Here is a 13,830-nt window from a genome sequence, read left to right on the forward strand (position 1 = left end):
ACGCAAGTAACCGACGAGAACCGAAGGGACCAACCATGTCCGAACAGACCACCGCCCGCACTGTCTCCGTCGTCGGCCTCGGGCCGATGGGGCAGGCGATGGTCCGGGCCTTCCTGGCCGCGGGCGTCGAGGTGACGGTGTGGAACCGCAGCCCCGAGAAGGTCGACGCCATGGTCGAACTCGGCGCGAAGCGTGCCGCTACCGTCGCCGACGCGCTCGACGCCAACGAGGTCACCGTGCTCAGCCTCACCCACTACGCGGCGATGTACGACGTGCTCGGCCCGGCAGCCGACCACCTGAAGGGCAAGGTGATCGCGAACCTGTCCTCCGATTCGCCGGAGAAGGCCCGCGAAGGTGCGCAGTGGGTTCGCTCGCACGGCGCGCAGTTCCTCTCCGGCGGCGTCATGTCGGCCGGGGACAACATCACGCATCCGGCGTCGTACATCTTCTACAGCGGCCCGCGGGAGGTGTTCGACGCGCACGCCGAACTGTTGCGGCCGTTGAGCCCGCAGGAGTACCTCGGCACCGACGACGGCTTGGCGCAGATCTTCTACCAGGGGCTGCTGACCATCTTCCATCCCTGGTTGCTCGCCTTCGACCAGGCCACGGCGATGATCGACCGCTCCGGTCACGACGTCGCCGCTTTCGTCCCGTTCGCGATCCGCTCCGCCGCCGCCTTCCCCTATTTCATGGAGGAGTTCTCGGTCGCCAATCAGAACGGCGGCTGGGCGTCGCTGGCGAGTTTGAAGATGATGGACGCGGGCGCGCAGCACGTCATCGACGCGAGTGAGGAAGTCGGCGTGGACGCCGTGCTCTCGCACACCGCCCAGCGGCTGTGGCGTAAAGCCATCGCTGCCAGCGAGGAGGCGGGCAAGCCCATTTCCACCTACGCCCTCCTCCGCAACCCCTGACCGATCCCGTTCTCCGGCTTCGCCGAGCCGGCCGGTTCCTCGTCCGTGCGAGGAGTCGACCGGCTTCGCGAGGCCGGTTTGCTTTCCAGGGTTGATACGCAGCCATTAAGCTGCCTATTGTGTTTAGGCAGCCAAATGGCTGCATGTTGGAAAGGTGGGCGATGGACGAGGTCTTCCGGGCACTGGCCGACCCGAGCAGGCGGCGACTACTGGACAGCCTGAACGCCCGTAACGGGCAGACGCTGCGCGAGTTGTGCGCCGGGCTGGCGATGGCCCGCCAGTCGGTGAGCAAGCATCTCGCGGTGCTGGAGGAGGCCAACCTCATCACGACCCGGCGCAGCGGCCGGGAGAAGCTGCACTACCTCAATGCGGAGCCCATCAACGCCATCGCCGACCGCTGGATCAACCGGTACGACCGCGAGCGCGTGCACGCCCTCGCCGACCTGAAGAGAGCACTGGAGGACCAACCCATGGGCGACAACGCATTCGTCTACACCACCTACATCAGGACGACCGCCGAGAAGCTGTGGCGGGCGCTGACCGATCCGGCGTTCACCAACCGGTACTGGGGCGCGAGCTTCGACACGGACTGGCGTCCCGGCTCGGAAATGACGTGGCATCAGCAGAGTTGGACCAGCAAGGACCCCGAGCAGGTAGTGCTCGAAGCCGAGCCCTACCGCCGTCTCTCCTATACCTGGCACACCTTCGACCCGGCCTTCGCCGCCGCGTTCGACATGAACCCGGATAACGTCGCCGCCTGGGCGCGCGAGCCGCGATCGAAGGTCACCTTCGACATCGAAACCCAAGGGGAGATCGTCAAACTGACAGTCGTGCACGACGGCTTCGAGCCCCGCAGCCAGGTGCTGGAGATGATCACCACCGGATGGCCCGGCATCTTGTCCGGCCTCAAGACCCTGCTGGAGACGGGTGATCCGCTGCCCTCCGCATAACGTCGAGTTCAACGGCACATGGGGACGGCCTACTCGCGAAAAGCCGCAGTCATGTGCCGTTGATCGTGTCCACGCGGTACCCGAAAAGAGAGCAGTGCTCTTGACGTTGCCGCGCCTTGTGTGGAACACTTCTCTCTATAGAGAGCAGTGCTCACAACAAGGAGTAGTCATGGACCTCGGCACCCGCTACATCGGCCCCGCCGGATTCGACGCGATCTTCAACCGGATCGCCAACCTGTTGCCCAAGCTCGGCATCAGCGTGATGGGGTCGCGCCTGCTCGCGGTGCGCGGGCGCAAGAGCGGCGAGTGGCGCACCACGATGGTCAACCTGATGGTGCGCGAAGACGGCGAGCGCTTCCTCGTCGCGCCGCGTGGGCACACGCAGTGGGTGCGTAACCTGCGCGTGGCGGGCGGCGGCGAGCTCCGGCTCGGCCGCAAGGTCGAAGCGTTCACCGCCACCGAGGTGGCCGACGCCGACAAGGTGCCGCTGCTGCGCCTCTACCTGCGGAAATGGGGCTGGGAGGTCGGCAGGTTCTTCGAGGGCGTGACCAAGGACGCCACCGACGAGGAACTCGCCGCCATCGCGCCGGGGTTCCCGGTCTTCCGGCTGAACTAACTCCGGCGGGCGAGGAATTCGATGGCCGCGGCGTAACCCTGGATGCCCATGCCCGCGACCACCGCGGTCGCGATCGGGGAGATGTAGGAGTGATGCCGGAACTCCTCGCGCGCGTGCACATTGCTGATGTGCACCTCGACGATCGGCAGTTCCGGAATCACCAGCGCGTCCCGCAGCGCCACCGAAGTGTGGGTGAGTCCGCCGGGATTGATCACGATGCCCGACTCGGCGCCCCGCGCCTGGTGGATGCGGTCGATGAGCGCGCCTTCGGAATTGGACTGGAAAGCGACGACCTCCCGGTCGAACCTCGCCGCCGTTCGCAGGCACAACTCCACCACGTCGTCCAGCGTCGCCGACCCGTACACCTCCGGTTGCCTGGTGCCGAGCATGTTGAGATTCGGGCCGTTCAGAACCAGGATCGGGCCCGGCGTCGCGGTCGCAGCCATGCACGGCAAGATACCGCGCCGCCGCCGGACCCGACCGGCTACAGCCCCTGCGGACCTTCCGAGCGCAGGTCGTCGACCTTGCGCATGGCCTCGCGCAGTTCCTCCAGCCACGTTTCCGCGTGCTTGCCCGCCAGCTTCACAGTCCAGGCCAGCGCGTCGGCGCGGGAACGGGCGACGCCCGCGTCGACCAAGGTGTCGAGCACCTTGCGCTCCGGCTGGCGCAGCCGGGTCATGACGGGGACGGCGAGATGGGTGAACATGATCCGTTCCCCGTCCACCGAGACGCCCCAGGCCACATTGCGCCGGTAGCGGTGCTGTGCTTCGTTCGCGATCTGCATGCGAGCCGGCCGGGTCGACTCGCGGAACCGGGCGACCGCGCCCTCCTTCGTCGCGCGCGGCACTTCTTCGGCCGGAGCGTCGGCGTCGTCGGCGCCCGGCTTCTTCTCCGGCTGCGGAATCGGCAGTTCCCCGATGACGACGATCTCGTCCCGGTCCACCTCGATCACCGGAGGGCCGGTGAACCAGTCATCTGGCAATCTTCCGGCGAACCAGTCGGGCAGGTCCGACGGGTCCGGCAGATCGGCCTGCTGCCAGCCGCCTGTGCGGCCGAAGCCCCGGCCGCGGTGTGCGTTTCTCATTGGCGGGTCACCTACTTACTATGCTGCGGTGCTTTCAGTGATTACAAGATTACTTCTCAAAGGGCCGCTCGGGGTTCCGCTGTGTGCGAACAGGGGTCCGATTGCTTCGATCCACACCCTTCGGGGTATTTATTGATTCGAAAACGTCGAGGGCGGCGGTAACCGCGCGACTTTTCGAGAAGGCCGGTACGGTAGCGGCGCCGGTTGCCGCCGACCGGCTGGGCGATGATCATGAAAGGCCCCCCGAGATGCGAGATCCCGGGGCAGAATTGGGATGCTGAGCATGGGTAACGTCCGCGCTACGGAGGCATCGCGGTCTGGTCTTTTTCGGGTACGGTGGTCTTGTTACTGGAGTGACAAGAGTGAAGAGTGGGCGACATGGACGTGTGGGGATCCCGCCGCTTTCGTGTTCGCGGCGCAATGGCACTCATGGGGGTGGCGGCGCTCGCGCTCGGGATCGGGTCGTGCGGGATACATGAGAAGCAGAACGAAGCCGAAGCGGTCGTGGAGCGCTTCACCGATCTGCTCGACGATCAGGACTACACCAAGGCGGCAGACCTGACGTCGTACCCCACGGCGGCCACAGCAACCCTCAAGCAAATGTTTACCGGGCTGCAGGGCGCCGAGGTCGACTACCGCAAGACCCAGTTCATCGGTCTCGATGCCGAGTCGGCGATCTTCAGCATGGACGTCGAATGGAGTTTCGGGGAGAAGAAGACCTGGAACTACAGCCTGGAAGGCAATGTGCGCAAGCTGGCCATCGGCTGGCGGATCTCCTGGGAGCCCGCGGTCGTGATGCCCCAGCTCACGCACAACCGGAGGGTGCAACTGGTGCGCACCTATCCGACGCCTGCGCCGCGAGTCAACGACATCGCCGGTGCGCCGTTGATGACCGAGCAGGTCATCAACGTCGTCAAACTCGATCCCGCCAAGATGCCCGACCCGATCGCGTCCACCGACGCGCTGGCCAAGGCCATCGAGCCGGTCGCTCCGTTGATCACCGGACCCGCGCTGATGCAGCAGCTGGCCACCTCGCAGGGCAAGCCGATCGTCGCGGTGAACCTGCGCGAGGGTGACTTCGCGATCCTGGAACCGCGAATGGCGCCGATTCCCGGCGTGGTGATGGAGAAGCAGCCCCGGCTGATCTCCGCCGACCGCCGCGTCTGGTCGCCGATGCTCGACGCGCTGCGCAAGGTGCAGCAGGAGAGCCAGGAGGCGCATTCCGGATGGGGCGTCCAACTGTTCGAGCAGGACGGACGGTTCATCACTCAGCTCGCGGGCCAGCAGGGTCCGCCGGGACCGGACATCGCGGGCACGATGGACCAGCGCTTGCAGCGTGCCGCCGAGGACGCGGTGGTCAGCGTGCCCACCCAGGCCTCCATCGTGGCGATCCAGCCGTCCACCGGCGCGGTCGTGGCGGTCGCGCAGAACAGCCAGGCCAGTGAGCACGGGTCGGTGGCGTTCACCGGACTGTATCCGGTGGGCGGCGCCATGGAGCTGTTCCGCGCGGTCGCGGCGTCGGCCGAAGGCAAGGCGCCGCAGGAGGTGTCCGTGCAGGACGCGGCCGAGGCGGCGACCGCGCTCGGCGTCGGCATCGACTTCAAGGTGCCCGGCCTCGACGAGGTCACCGGCCGCTTGGCCGTCGCGGGACGCAGCGCCGAGCAGGTATCGCAAGGCGGCGGTTCGGACGCCGTGCTGGCCAGCCCGTTCGGCATGGCCATCGCGGCGGCGACGATCGTGCGCGGGTCGGTGCCGCCACCGATGATCGAGGCGGGTCGCCCCAGCGCCACCGATGCGCGGCTCGATCCGCTCCCGCCGCAAACCGCCGACCGGCTGCGCGGGATGCTGCGCGACGCCTCGAACGCGCCGGAGCTGGCGAGTGTGCGCCGCTACCGTGACGTCGACGCGTTCGCCGCGACCGCGGGCCCGGACGGGTGGCTGATCGGGGCGATGGGCGATCTGGTCTTCGCGATCCACATCAACGACGTGGACAGCAAGGACGCGACCGCGCGGATGGCGGCCAGAATGCTACAGGCGCTGGCCACTCCGGAGCCGTGATCGCCGGACGGCTTCGGACACCGCGCGCCAGCCGAGCAGGAAGACCGCGAGCACGACGCCGGCCACCAGGACGAAGCTCACCGCCGTGCCCTGACCGCTGACCACGCGCAGCAACATGCCCCCGACCAGGGTGCAGGCCCAGATCACGACCCCGGCGGGCCACAGGGCGGTGATGTCGAATCGCGCGTCAGCGGCGGCGCGCCACCGCCGCGCCGCCACGGCGAGCCAGCCGACGACCAATCCCGTCGCGAACGGCCACACGGTGCGCAGCAGCCCGGCGAGCACCGCCTCGTCGTGGCTGCGCCTGCCGATCGCGCAGAAGACGACGACGAGCAGCGCATCGAGCACGAACGGCAGCGATTTCCTCACGCGGGCCAGCGTAACGCCGGACCCCGGTGCGGTCGCGGTCACAGCCGCCGCTGTTCGAACTCCCGCTCGAACTCGGCGTCGTCGGCCTGCCGCCTGCGGAACAGGAACAGGAAGACGATCCACCCGGCGATCGCTACCAGGATGAAGCTCACCATCCGATAGACGAACGCCGCGGCGACCGCCTGCGCGGCGGGCAGACCGGCCGCGGCGGTGAGGCCGTAGATCAGCGTGGCGTCGACGTAGACGATGCCGCCGGGTGCGAAGGGGATGGACCCGACCGCCTTGCCCACGGCGAAGGCGAGCAGCAGGCCGGCGATGCGGGGATCGGCGCCCACCGCGTAACAGGCCGCGCCGAGGCAGGCCACGTCGGCGAAACGGTGCATCAGCGCCCAGAGCGCCACCAATACACCGTCGCGCTTGCCGAGCTTCACCGATTCGAGCTGGTCGAGCACGTCCTCGATCTTGGCGGCGCCGGACTCCTGCGGGCGCTTGCGCAGCCGGTTGACCAGCGCGAGCAGCTTGCGCAGCAGTGCCTCGAGCGAGCCGGGATGGCGCGAGACGTGATTGCCCGCCAACACCAGCGCGACGACGGCGGCCACCGAAAGGATCAACTTGAACGGGCCGACGCGCCCGCCCGCCAGCAGCGTGCCGCCGACGCCGAGCAAGGCCAGGCCCACGGCGGCGACCACACCGGAGAAGACCAGCTGCCAGGAGGCGACGATCGGGCTGGCGCCCCAGCGCCTGGTCTGCCGGTAGGTGAACGCGGTGGAGAACACCTGGCCCGCGGGCAAGGTGACCGACATCGCCGTCGCACCGTAGACCACCGCAACGGATTTCCGCTGACTCACCGCGACGCCCCCCGCGTTGAGCAGCTGCTTCTGCACCCTGCCGAACCCGCTCATCGACAGCGCTTGCAGCCAGATCGAGGCCGCCAGCCACCCCCAATGGATCTCGGTGAGCTTCTGCCAGGACTCGTGCAGGCGCGGCCAGAGGTACACGCCCTCGGCGATCAACAGGGCCAGCAGCGCGGCGCCGAGCACCCATTTCAGCCAGCGGAATCTGCCACGGCGGGAACCCGCCGTGGGCGGCGGCGCAGGATCCCCTGCCAGTTCCCCGTCGGCCGTCACGCGGTCAGCCTAACGAACGCACCGTTTCGACCTCGGTATCGTCGGGCGCGTCGGCCCGTTCGCGGGGCCAGGCCAGGAGCGTTTTCCTGCGTCTGCCGCGCAGCTGCACCTCGTCGCCGGTTTCCCACTGGTCCTGCTCGCTTTCCTCGGCGAAATACAGCGCACTGCCCGAGGCCAGCGTCCGGCCGGGACGTTCTTTGGCCAGCTCGGTGAGCCGGGATGCCTCGTTGACCGGGTCTCCGATCACCGTGTATTCGAAGCGGTTGGCCGCGCCGATGTTGCCCGCGACGGCCAGACCGGCCGAGACGCCGATGCCGATGTCGAGACCGGGCACTTCCCGCAGGGTTTCGCGCAGTTCGCGCGCGGCGGCGAGCGCGGCGGTCGGTGCGTCCGGGCGATCCAGCGGCGCGCCGAAGATGGCCAGCGCCGCGTCGCCGACGAACTTGTTGACGAAGCCGTGGTGGCGGTCGATCACGTCGACCACGATGCGGAAGAACTCGTTGAGCAGGCTGACCACCTCGGTGGGCGGGCGCTCGGCCGCGGCGGCGGTGGAGCCGACCATGTCGACGAACAGCACCGCGACGAACCGGGTCTCGCCGCCGAGTTCGGTGCCGTAGTCCAGCGCCCGCTGCGCCACCTCCTCGCCGACGTGCTGACCGAACAGTTCCTGAAGCTGGCGGCGTTTGGCGGCCTCCTCCATCATCCGGTTGAAGCCGACCTGCAGCAGGCCGATCTCACTGCCGTCGAAGACCTCGACCTGCACGTCGCGCGCCCCGGCCTGGACCCGATCGATGGCCTGGCTGAGCTGGCGCACCGGGTCGGAGATGCTCGAACCGGTGAGCATCGACAGCGCGAGGGCCTGCATGATCACCACGCCGCACAGCAGCAGGATGGAGATGGCCAGCGACTGCGCGGAGAACTTCACGTCCGAGGAGATCTGGGTGACGCACAGCAGCACGATGGCGATGGTGGGGGCGAAGGTGCCCATGCCCCAGGTCATCGCCATCCTGGTGCCGACGCCCGGGGTGAGGGTGTGGTCGAAGGTGCCCTCGGTCAGCGCCTGGGCCGCGACCGGGCGCAGGATGCGTTCGCCCAGCATGTAGGTGAAGCCGAACACGATGGTCGCGGCCATGCACTCGGTGATGATGACCGCCCCGGCCAGCGCGGGAGTGTCCCGGATGATCAGCGTGGCCAGCACGGCGCCGCCGATCAGCCACAGCGCGAGATGCAGGATCGCCTGGCGCAGCGGTGCGTGCAGCGCGGCCATCTGCTCTTGGCGGCTCGGCGGGCCGCCGCGCATCTGCCAGCGCATCACCGGACGCAGCATCAGCGCGGACGCGGCCATGCTGAGCAGGCCACCCGCCACGAAGACGACGGCAGGGACCAGCAGGCCGGTGCGCCTGGCACCGGAGGCCTCACCCTCGGGAACGGGTAGCCCGTACTGGATGAACGCCCACACCAGAACCGCGCCGAAAGCGTTCGCCAGCAGCATCGATGTCAGGTACAGCGGCCAGCGCGTTCGCATGGTCTGTTTGACCGCTTCCAAGGGCGCCGACACGGGGTCCAATCTAGCGTTCCGATCATGTCGGCATGTCCGCGGCGCTGGCCGCCGGTCGCGCCGCCGCTGATGGCGGACAGGGCTCGGCCGAGCCGGTTAGGCTCACGGAGGTGACCGACGCGAAGTCAAGTCCAGAGCGGAAAATCACCCTGTCCCGGCCCGCCACGGAGACGGTGCACCCGATCGTCCGGGTGTCGGCGGAATGGGGCTGGCGGCTGCTGGTGCTGTTCGCGCTGGCGATCGCGGTCACGGCGATCGTGCAGAAATTGGCGACGGTGGTCATTCCGCTCGCCATCGCCCTGCTGGCGGCGGCCCTGCTCGCACCGCTGGTGGACTGGATGCAGCGGTTGGGCGTGCCGCGCGGGGTGGGGGTGTTCGTCGCGCTGGTCGGCTCGATCGGTGTGGTCGCGGGCATCATGACCTTCGTCGTGGAACAGTTCGTCGCCGGTGTGCCGGAGCTGTCGAACAAATTCACCGACAGCATTCATCAGATCCAGGACTGGCTGATCAACGGCAGGCTGCATCTGAGCAACGAGCAGATCCGCAACGTGGGCGATGCCGCCGTCAAGGCGATCCAGTCCAATCAGGACAGCCTGACCAGCGGGGCGCTCACCACCGCCACCGTGATCGGCGAATTGCTGACCGGCACATTCCTGACTCTGTTCATCCTGATCTTCTTCCTGTACGGCGGCGACCAGATCTGGGAGTTCGTCACCAGGATCGTGCCCACCGACCATCGGGAGCGGGTCCGCACCGCCGGGCGGCTCGGGTTCGGCACGCTGGTCGGCTTCGTCCGCGCGACCGTCGTGGTCGCCGCGGTCGACGCCATCGGCATCGGCGCCGGGCTGGCCATTCTCGGGGTGCCCTTGGCGCTGCCATTGGCCTCGCTGGTGTTCATCGGCGCGTTCATCCCGATCATCGGCGCGTTCCTGGCCGGGTTCATCGCGGTGTTCATCGCGCTGGTGACCAAGGGCCTGGTCACCGCGTTGATCGTGCTCGGCATCATCATCGCGGTGATGCAGCTGGAGGGGCATGTGCTGCAACCGCTGCTGCTCGGGCGCGCGGTCAGCATCCATCCGCTGGCCGTGGTGCTGGCCATCACGGCGGGCGTGGTGATCGGCGGGATCGCGGGCGGTCTGCTGGCCGTGCCGTTGGTCGCGGTGATGAACACGGCGATCCGGTCGCTGCTGGACGGGCCGGAGGAGTTGTACGAGGAGCTGCAGACCGGCGACGATCATCGGGGGCTGTACGCGGTCGAAGCCGATCGACCCGATCCCGGCCGGTTCGACCTGGCCGCGACGCTGATGGAGGCGGCCGCGAAGCGGGCGGCGGAGCGGAAGGCGGGATCCGATGGCGACGCGCAAGCGGGCGAAGGCAGCGCGCGGGACTGAGGTGCGCTCGGCCGACGTGGCGACCACCCCGCTGTGGCGGGCCGCGCAGGCGCTGCGGTTGGTCACGCTCCTGTACGCGGTCGGCCAGCAGATCGCCTCGGTGCCGTACTACACGAACCAGCGGTTGAGCTGGGTGCTCGTCGCGCTGATGGCGGTGTGGTCGGGCGCGTCGGCGATCATGTTGTCGCAGTGGCACTTTCCCGAGGTGGCCCGGCTGCGCATCTGGGTGGTGATCGGTGACCACGTGGTCGTGATCGGGCTGATGGCCGCCACCCGCCTGGTCGCCGATTACGGCTGGTACCACGGCCACCAGACGCTGCCGACCACGCTGTGGGCCACCAACGCGGTGATCGGGGCGGCGATTCTGCGCGGACCGTTCGCGGGCGTGCTGTCCGGAGCCTTGATCGCCGCGGTGTCGCTGACCGTGCGCGATCAGTGGGGCGAGGACGTGTGGACGGACGCGACGGTGCCGGTGCTCGTCTCGGTGGGCCTCGCGCTCGGGTTGGCCGCCAACACCGCGCGCCGCGCACAGGACCAGTTGGAGCAAGCGGTGCGCCTGACCGCGGCGGCCGAGGAGCGCGAGCGGCTGTCCCGCGAGGTGCACGACGGGGTGTTGCAAGTGCTCAGCTACATCAAGCGCCGCGGCAGCGAGATCGGCGGTCCCACCGAGGAATTGGCGCTACGGGCCGGTGAGCAGGAGGTGGCGCTGCGCGTGCTGATCACCGAGCAGGCCGATCACCGCGACGCGGGCGGAGCCGAGGTGGACCTGCGTCCGCTGCTGACGGCGCAATCCACCCCCACGGTGTCGGTGTCCACGCCCGGCGATCCGGTGCGGGTGGGCCGCTGGATGGCGAACGAGATCGCCTCGGCCGTGGCCACCGCCCTGTCCAATGTCGAACTGCACGCCGGGCCGGATGCTCGCGCATATGTGTTGCTGGAGGACACCGGCGACGAACTGGTGATCAGTGTGCGCGACGATGGTGTCGGCATCCCGCCCGGCAGGCTGGCCGAGGCGGAAGCCGAAGGGCGCATGGGGGTTTCCCGATCGATCGTCGGGCGGATCGCCGCCCTCGGCGGCAGCGCGGACCTGCTCACCGAGATCGATGGCGGAGTCGGGTTCGGCACCGAATGGGAATTCCGGGTGCCCAGATGACCGGAAGCGGGAGGCGCGGATGACAGACCGGGCGGATGGATCCATCTCGGTGATGGTGGTGGACGACCACCCGATGTGGCGGGACGGCGTCTCCCGCGACCTCACCGAGGCCGGATTCCGGGTGACGGCCACGGCCGACGGTGTCGCCGCGGCGGGCAGGCGCGCGGCGGCGGTGCGCCCGGACGTGGTGCTCATGGACATGCAGCTGCCCGACGGCAACGGCGCGCAGGCCACCGCCGAGGTGCTGCGGGTGTCTCCGCAGAGCCGGGTGCTGGTGCTTTCCGCCTCGGCCGAGCGCGACGACGTGCTCGACGCGATCAAAGCCGGCGCCACGGGCTACCTCGTCAAGAGCGCGTCGGCGGCCGAACTCGTCGACGCCGTCCGCGCCACCGCCGCCGGTCAAGCGGTGTTCACTCCCGGCCTGGCCGGCCTCGTGCTCGGCGAGTACCGGCGGATGGCGACTGCCCCCGCGCAGCCGGACGAGCCGCACCGGCCCGCGCTCACCGAGCGCGAGACCGAGGTCCTGCGGATGGTGGCGAAAGGGCTGTCCGCCAAGCAGATCGCGACACGGCTGGGACTGAGCCATCGCACCGTGGAGAACCATGTGCAGGCGACACTGCGCAAACTGCAACTGGCGAACCGGGTCGAGCTGACCCGCTACGCCATCGAACAGGGGCTCGAGTGATCCGGGTGGGCGCCCCCGAATCAGGGATCGCCCGGATGCGGTAGTAGCCCACGGCTCGGTAACCTCGATCGCATGGGCGGGCCCGAATCGGTATCGAACGCGGTCGGCTCCGGCGGCGCGGTGGGCGATCGGGAACTGCGCGTGTCGGACGCCGAACGCGAACACGTCGGTCAACTGTTGCAGCGCGCGGTCGGCCTCGGGATGCTCTCGCTCGGCGAGTTCACCGAGCGGATGGACACCGCACTGGCCGCCAAGACACGCGGCGAACTGAACGCCGTCCTCATCGACCTGCCCGGCGTCCGCCTGGTCGGGCAGCCCGCCGCGCCGCCGTCGGCGTTCGTGAACTCCTCGCCCGCTTACCCAAGGCGGGCTCCCGGCTCGAACGCCACGGGCGCCGTGATCCGTTCCCGCATGTCCGGGTTGAACCGCCGGGGCTCGTGGCAGGTGCCGCCCACGCTGCATCTGAACAACTGGCTGTCCGGGATCACCTTGGACTTCACCGAGGCGATCATGTCGACCCAAGTGGTGGAGCTGCGGGTCGACGACTTCTTCGGTTCGATCACCCTGGTCGTGCCCGCGGAGGCCACCGTCGACCTGAACGGGCTGGAGCTGATCGGTTCCAGCGTGAACAACAAGGTGCGCACCGGGCCGCCGCTGGGGCCTCTGCATCTGGTGGTGCACGGCAAGATGCGATTCGGATCGGTCACCGCGAAACATCCGCTCGTCGCGCAGTGGCGCCGGTTGATCGGTCGCTGAGCGGCCGGGTCAGGCCGCGGTCGGCACCGCGGCCAGCGTCGGGTAGTCGGTGTAGCCTTCCGCGCCGCCCACGTACATGAGGTGCGCGTCGCGAACCGGGTTCAGCGGCGCGCCCGTGCGCAACCGCTCGACCAAGTCGGGGTTGGCCAGGAAGGAACGCCCCAGCGAGATCATGTCCGCGCCACCGGCGAGCAGGCGCTGCGCGGCATGCCCGCCGCCGTCCTCGGGCAGCGGAACACCCCAGCCCAGATTCGGGTTGGCGATCAGGACGCCCGGCCACAGCGCCCGAATCCGCCGGAACAGCGGCTGATCCGGGTCGGCGAAGACGTAGTGCAGGTAGGCGAGTCCCCTGCCCGCCAGCGCCGAGACGAGTGCGGGATAGATGTCCTCGGTGTCGCCCTCGTCGACGCCGTTGACGGAAACTCCGGGGGAGATGCGCACCCCGACGCGCTCGGCGCCGATCGCGTCGGCGACCGCCTCGACCACTTCCAGGGTGAAGCGGATGCGGTTGGTCACGGTCCCGCCGTAGGAATCGGTGCGCTGATTGGCGTTCTGCGCGAGGAATTGATGCAGCAGATAACCGTTCGCGCTGTGCACCTCCACCCCGGCGAAGCCGGCCGCGATGGCGTTTCGGGCGGCGGAGACGAAATCGGCGACGGTGGCTTCGATATCGGCGGTGGACATCTCCAGCGGCACAACGGCATCCTGCGCGCCGCTGGGCGTGTGGATGGGTTCCGGTAGCGGAATCGGCGAGGGCGCCATCGGGGTCAGGCCGCTGTTGTCCGGATGGCCGACCCGGCCACCGTGCTGGAGTTGCAGGAACATACGCCCGCCCGCCGCCGAGACGGCGTCGGTCACCGCATGCCACCCCGCGATATGCGCGTCGGTGTAGATGCCGGGGATGTTCGCGTAGGTCTGGCCCACCCGGTTCGGTGTGGTCGCCTCGGCGATGATCAAGCCCGCGCTCGCGCGCTGGGCGTAGTAGGTAGCCATGAGCGGGGACGGCGTGCCGTCGGCCGCGGCGCGATTGCGGGTCATCGGCGCCATCACGAGACGGTGCGGCAGTACCAGGGAGCCGAGGGCCACGGGCTGGAAGAGGGCGGGATCCGCTGCGTCCGTCATGTTGATACGGTAAAACTTGACACTGATGTGAGATTCAAGCCGGAACGGGA

General features: G+C 68.8%; 14 protein-coding genes. 8 read left to right on the forward strand and 6 right to left on the reverse strand.

Going from position 1 to position 13,830, the window contains the following annotated elements; translation table 11 throughout:
• The first annotated feature begins 35 nt into the window (after positions 1–35).
• The 3 genes from ACWEKR_RS24965 (at position 36) to ACWEKR_RS24975 (ending at position 2,477) form a co-directional block, all read left to right on the forward strand.
• Entirely contained in the window at positions 36–911 is an 876-nt protein-coding gene (locus ACWEKR_RS24965) for an NAD(P)-dependent oxidoreductase (RefSeq protein ID WP_452356530.1), read from the forward strand.
• A gap of 161 nt (positions 912–1,072) precedes the next feature.
• Positions 1,073–1,861 carry an ArsR/SmtB family transcription factor gene (locus tag ACWEKR_RS24970; protein WP_452356531.1) on the forward strand — a complete coding sequence of 263 codons (789 nt, stop codon included), beginning with the start codon at positions 1,073–1,075 and terminating at the stop codon, positions 1,859–1,861.
• 169 nt (positions 1,862–2,030) lie between these two features.
• Positions 2,031–2,477 carry a nitroreductase family deazaflavin-dependent oxidoreductase gene (locus tag ACWEKR_RS24975; RefSeq protein ID WP_452356532.1) on the forward strand — a complete coding sequence of 149 codons (447 nt, stop codon included), beginning with the start codon at positions 2,031–2,033 and terminating at the stop codon, positions 2,475–2,477.
• Here the strand turns inward: ACWEKR_RS24975 and aroQ are convergent.
• Both aroQ and ACWEKR_RS24985 read right to left on the reverse strand, forming a co-directional pair.
• Positions 2,474–2,923, reverse strand: a complete 450-nt coding sequence (gene aroQ, locus ACWEKR_RS24980; RefSeq protein ID WP_452356533.1) for a type II 3-dehydroquinate dehydratase — start codon at positions 2,921–2,923, stop codon at positions 2,474–2,476. The genes ACWEKR_RS24975 and aroQ overlap by 4 nt on opposite strands.
• A gap of 38 nt (positions 2,924–2,961) precedes the next feature.
• Positions 2,962–3,561 carry a hypothetical protein gene (locus ACWEKR_RS24985; RefSeq protein WP_452356534.1) on the reverse strand — a complete coding sequence of 200 codons (600 nt, stop codon included), beginning with the start codon at positions 3,559–3,561 and terminating at the stop codon, positions 2,962–2,964.
• Between the two features lie 378 nt (positions 3,562–3,939).
• Here ACWEKR_RS24985 and ACWEKR_RS24990 point away from each other — a divergent pair, with 378 nt between their 5' ends.
• Positions 3,940–5,619 (forward strand): NTF2-like N-terminal transpeptidase domain-containing protein, encoded by a 1,680-nt coding sequence (locus ACWEKR_RS24990; RefSeq protein ID WP_228829310.1) that lies wholly within the window; start codon positions 3,940–3,942, stop codon positions 5,617–5,619.
• Here the strand turns inward: ACWEKR_RS24990 and ACWEKR_RS24995 are convergent.
• Genes ACWEKR_RS24995 through ACWEKR_RS25005 form a run of 3 tightly spaced genes read right to left on the reverse strand, consistent with a single transcriptional unit; the run spans position 5,590 to position 8,640 of the window.
• Complete coding sequence (locus tag ACWEKR_RS24995; RefSeq protein WP_452356535.1) at positions 5,590–5,988, reverse strand: DUF3054 domain-containing protein; 399 nt, start codon at positions 5,986–5,988, stop codon at positions 5,590–5,592. The genes ACWEKR_RS24990 and ACWEKR_RS24995 overlap by 30 nt on opposite strands.
• 38 nt (positions 5,989–6,026) lie before the next feature.
• Positions 6,027–7,115, reverse strand: coding sequence for a lysylphosphatidylglycerol synthase transmembrane domain-containing protein (locus ACWEKR_RS25000; protein WP_452356536.1), 1,089 nt, complete (start codon positions 7,113–7,115; stop codon positions 6,027–6,029).
• Positions 7,116–7,119: 4 nt separating this feature from the next.
• The gene (locus ACWEKR_RS25005; protein ID WP_195084527.1) at positions 7,120–8,640 is read right to left on the reverse strand and encodes an adenylate/guanylate cyclase domain-containing protein; all 1,521 of its coding nucleotides are present in this window, start codon (positions 8,638–8,640) and stop codon (positions 7,120–7,122) included.
• Between the two features lie 143 nt (positions 8,641–8,783).
• Here ACWEKR_RS25005 and ACWEKR_RS25010 point away from each other — a divergent pair, with 143 nt between their 5' ends.
• The 4 genes from ACWEKR_RS25010 (at position 8,784) to ACWEKR_RS25025 (ending at position 12,658) form a co-directional block, all read left to right on the forward strand.
• Positions 8,784–10,064: an AI-2E family transporter gene (locus ACWEKR_RS25010; RefSeq protein ID WP_452356609.1), complete on the forward strand. Its 1,281-nt coding sequence runs from the start codon at positions 8,784–8,786 to the stop codon at positions 10,062–10,064.
• Positions 10,024–11,217: a MacS family sensor histidine kinase gene (gene macS, locus ACWEKR_RS25015; protein WP_452356537.1), complete on the forward strand. Its 1,194-nt coding sequence runs from the start codon at positions 10,024–10,026 to the stop codon at positions 11,215–11,217. The genes ACWEKR_RS25010 and macS overlap by 41 nt, the downstream gene beginning before the upstream one ends.
• 19 nt (positions 11,218–11,236) lie before the next feature.
• Entirely contained in the window at positions 11,237–11,902 is a 666-nt protein-coding gene (locus ACWEKR_RS25020) for a response regulator (RefSeq protein ID WP_195084433.1), read from the forward strand.
• Between the two features lie 120 nt (positions 11,903–12,022).
• Positions 12,023–12,658 carry a DUF1707 SHOCT-like domain-containing protein gene (locus ACWEKR_RS25025; RefSeq protein ID WP_452356610.1) on the forward strand — a complete coding sequence of 212 codons (636 nt, stop codon included), beginning with the start codon at positions 12,023–12,025 and terminating at the stop codon, positions 12,656–12,658.
• 9 nt (positions 12,659–12,667) lie between these two features.
• On the opposite strand, the gene ACWEKR_RS25030 is transcribed toward ACWEKR_RS25025, so the two are convergent.
• Positions 12,668–13,780 (reverse strand): alkene reductase, encoded by a 1,113-nt coding sequence (locus tag ACWEKR_RS25030; protein ID WP_452356538.1) that lies wholly within the window; start codon positions 13,778–13,780, stop codon positions 12,668–12,670.
• Positions 13,781–13,830 lie beyond the last annotated feature (50 nt).

This window comes from Nocardia sp. NPDC004573, from assembly GCF_053602135.1.

Bases quoted from the DNA above. Each gene is read 5' to 3' on its own strand.
- ACWEKR_RS24970 (WP_452356531.1), top strand. From the start codon at position 1,073: ATGGACGAGGTCTTCCGGGCACTGGCCGACCCGAGCAGGCGGCGACTA.
- ACWEKR_RS24975 (WP_452356532.1), top strand. From the start codon at position 2,031: ATGGACCTCGGCACCCGCTACATCGGCCCCGCCGGATTCGACGCGATC.
- ACWEKR_RS25005 (WP_195084527.1), bottom strand. From the start codon at position 8,640: ATGCGAACGCGCTGGCCGCTGTACCTGACATCGATGCTGCTGGCGAAC.
- ACWEKR_RS24985 (WP_452356534.1), bottom strand. From the start codon at position 3,561: ATGAGAAACGCACACCGCGGCCGGGGCTTCGGCCGCACAGGCGGCTGG.
- macS (WP_452356537.1), top strand. From the start codon at position 10,024: ATGGCGACGCGCAAGCGGGCGAAGGCAGCGCGCGGGACTGAGGTGCGC.
- aroQ (WP_452356533.1), bottom strand. From the start codon at position 2,923: ATGGCTGCGACCGCGACGCCGGGCCCGATCCTGGTTCTGAACGGCCCG.
- ACWEKR_RS25030 (WP_452356538.1), bottom strand. From the start codon at position 13,780: ATGACGGACGCAGCGGATCCCGCCCTCTTCCAGCCCGTGGCCCTCGGC.
- ACWEKR_RS25020 (WP_195084433.1), top strand. From the start codon at position 11,237: ATGACAGACCGGGCGGATGGATCCATCTCGGTGATGGTGGTGGACGAC.
- ACWEKR_RS24990 (WP_228829310.1), top strand. From the start codon at position 3,940: ATGGACGTGTGGGGATCCCGCCGCTTTCGTGTTCGCGGCGCAATGGCA.
- ACWEKR_RS24965 (WP_452356530.1), top strand. From the start codon at position 36: ATGTCCGAACAGACCACCGCCCGCACTGTCTCCGTCGTCGGCCTCGGG.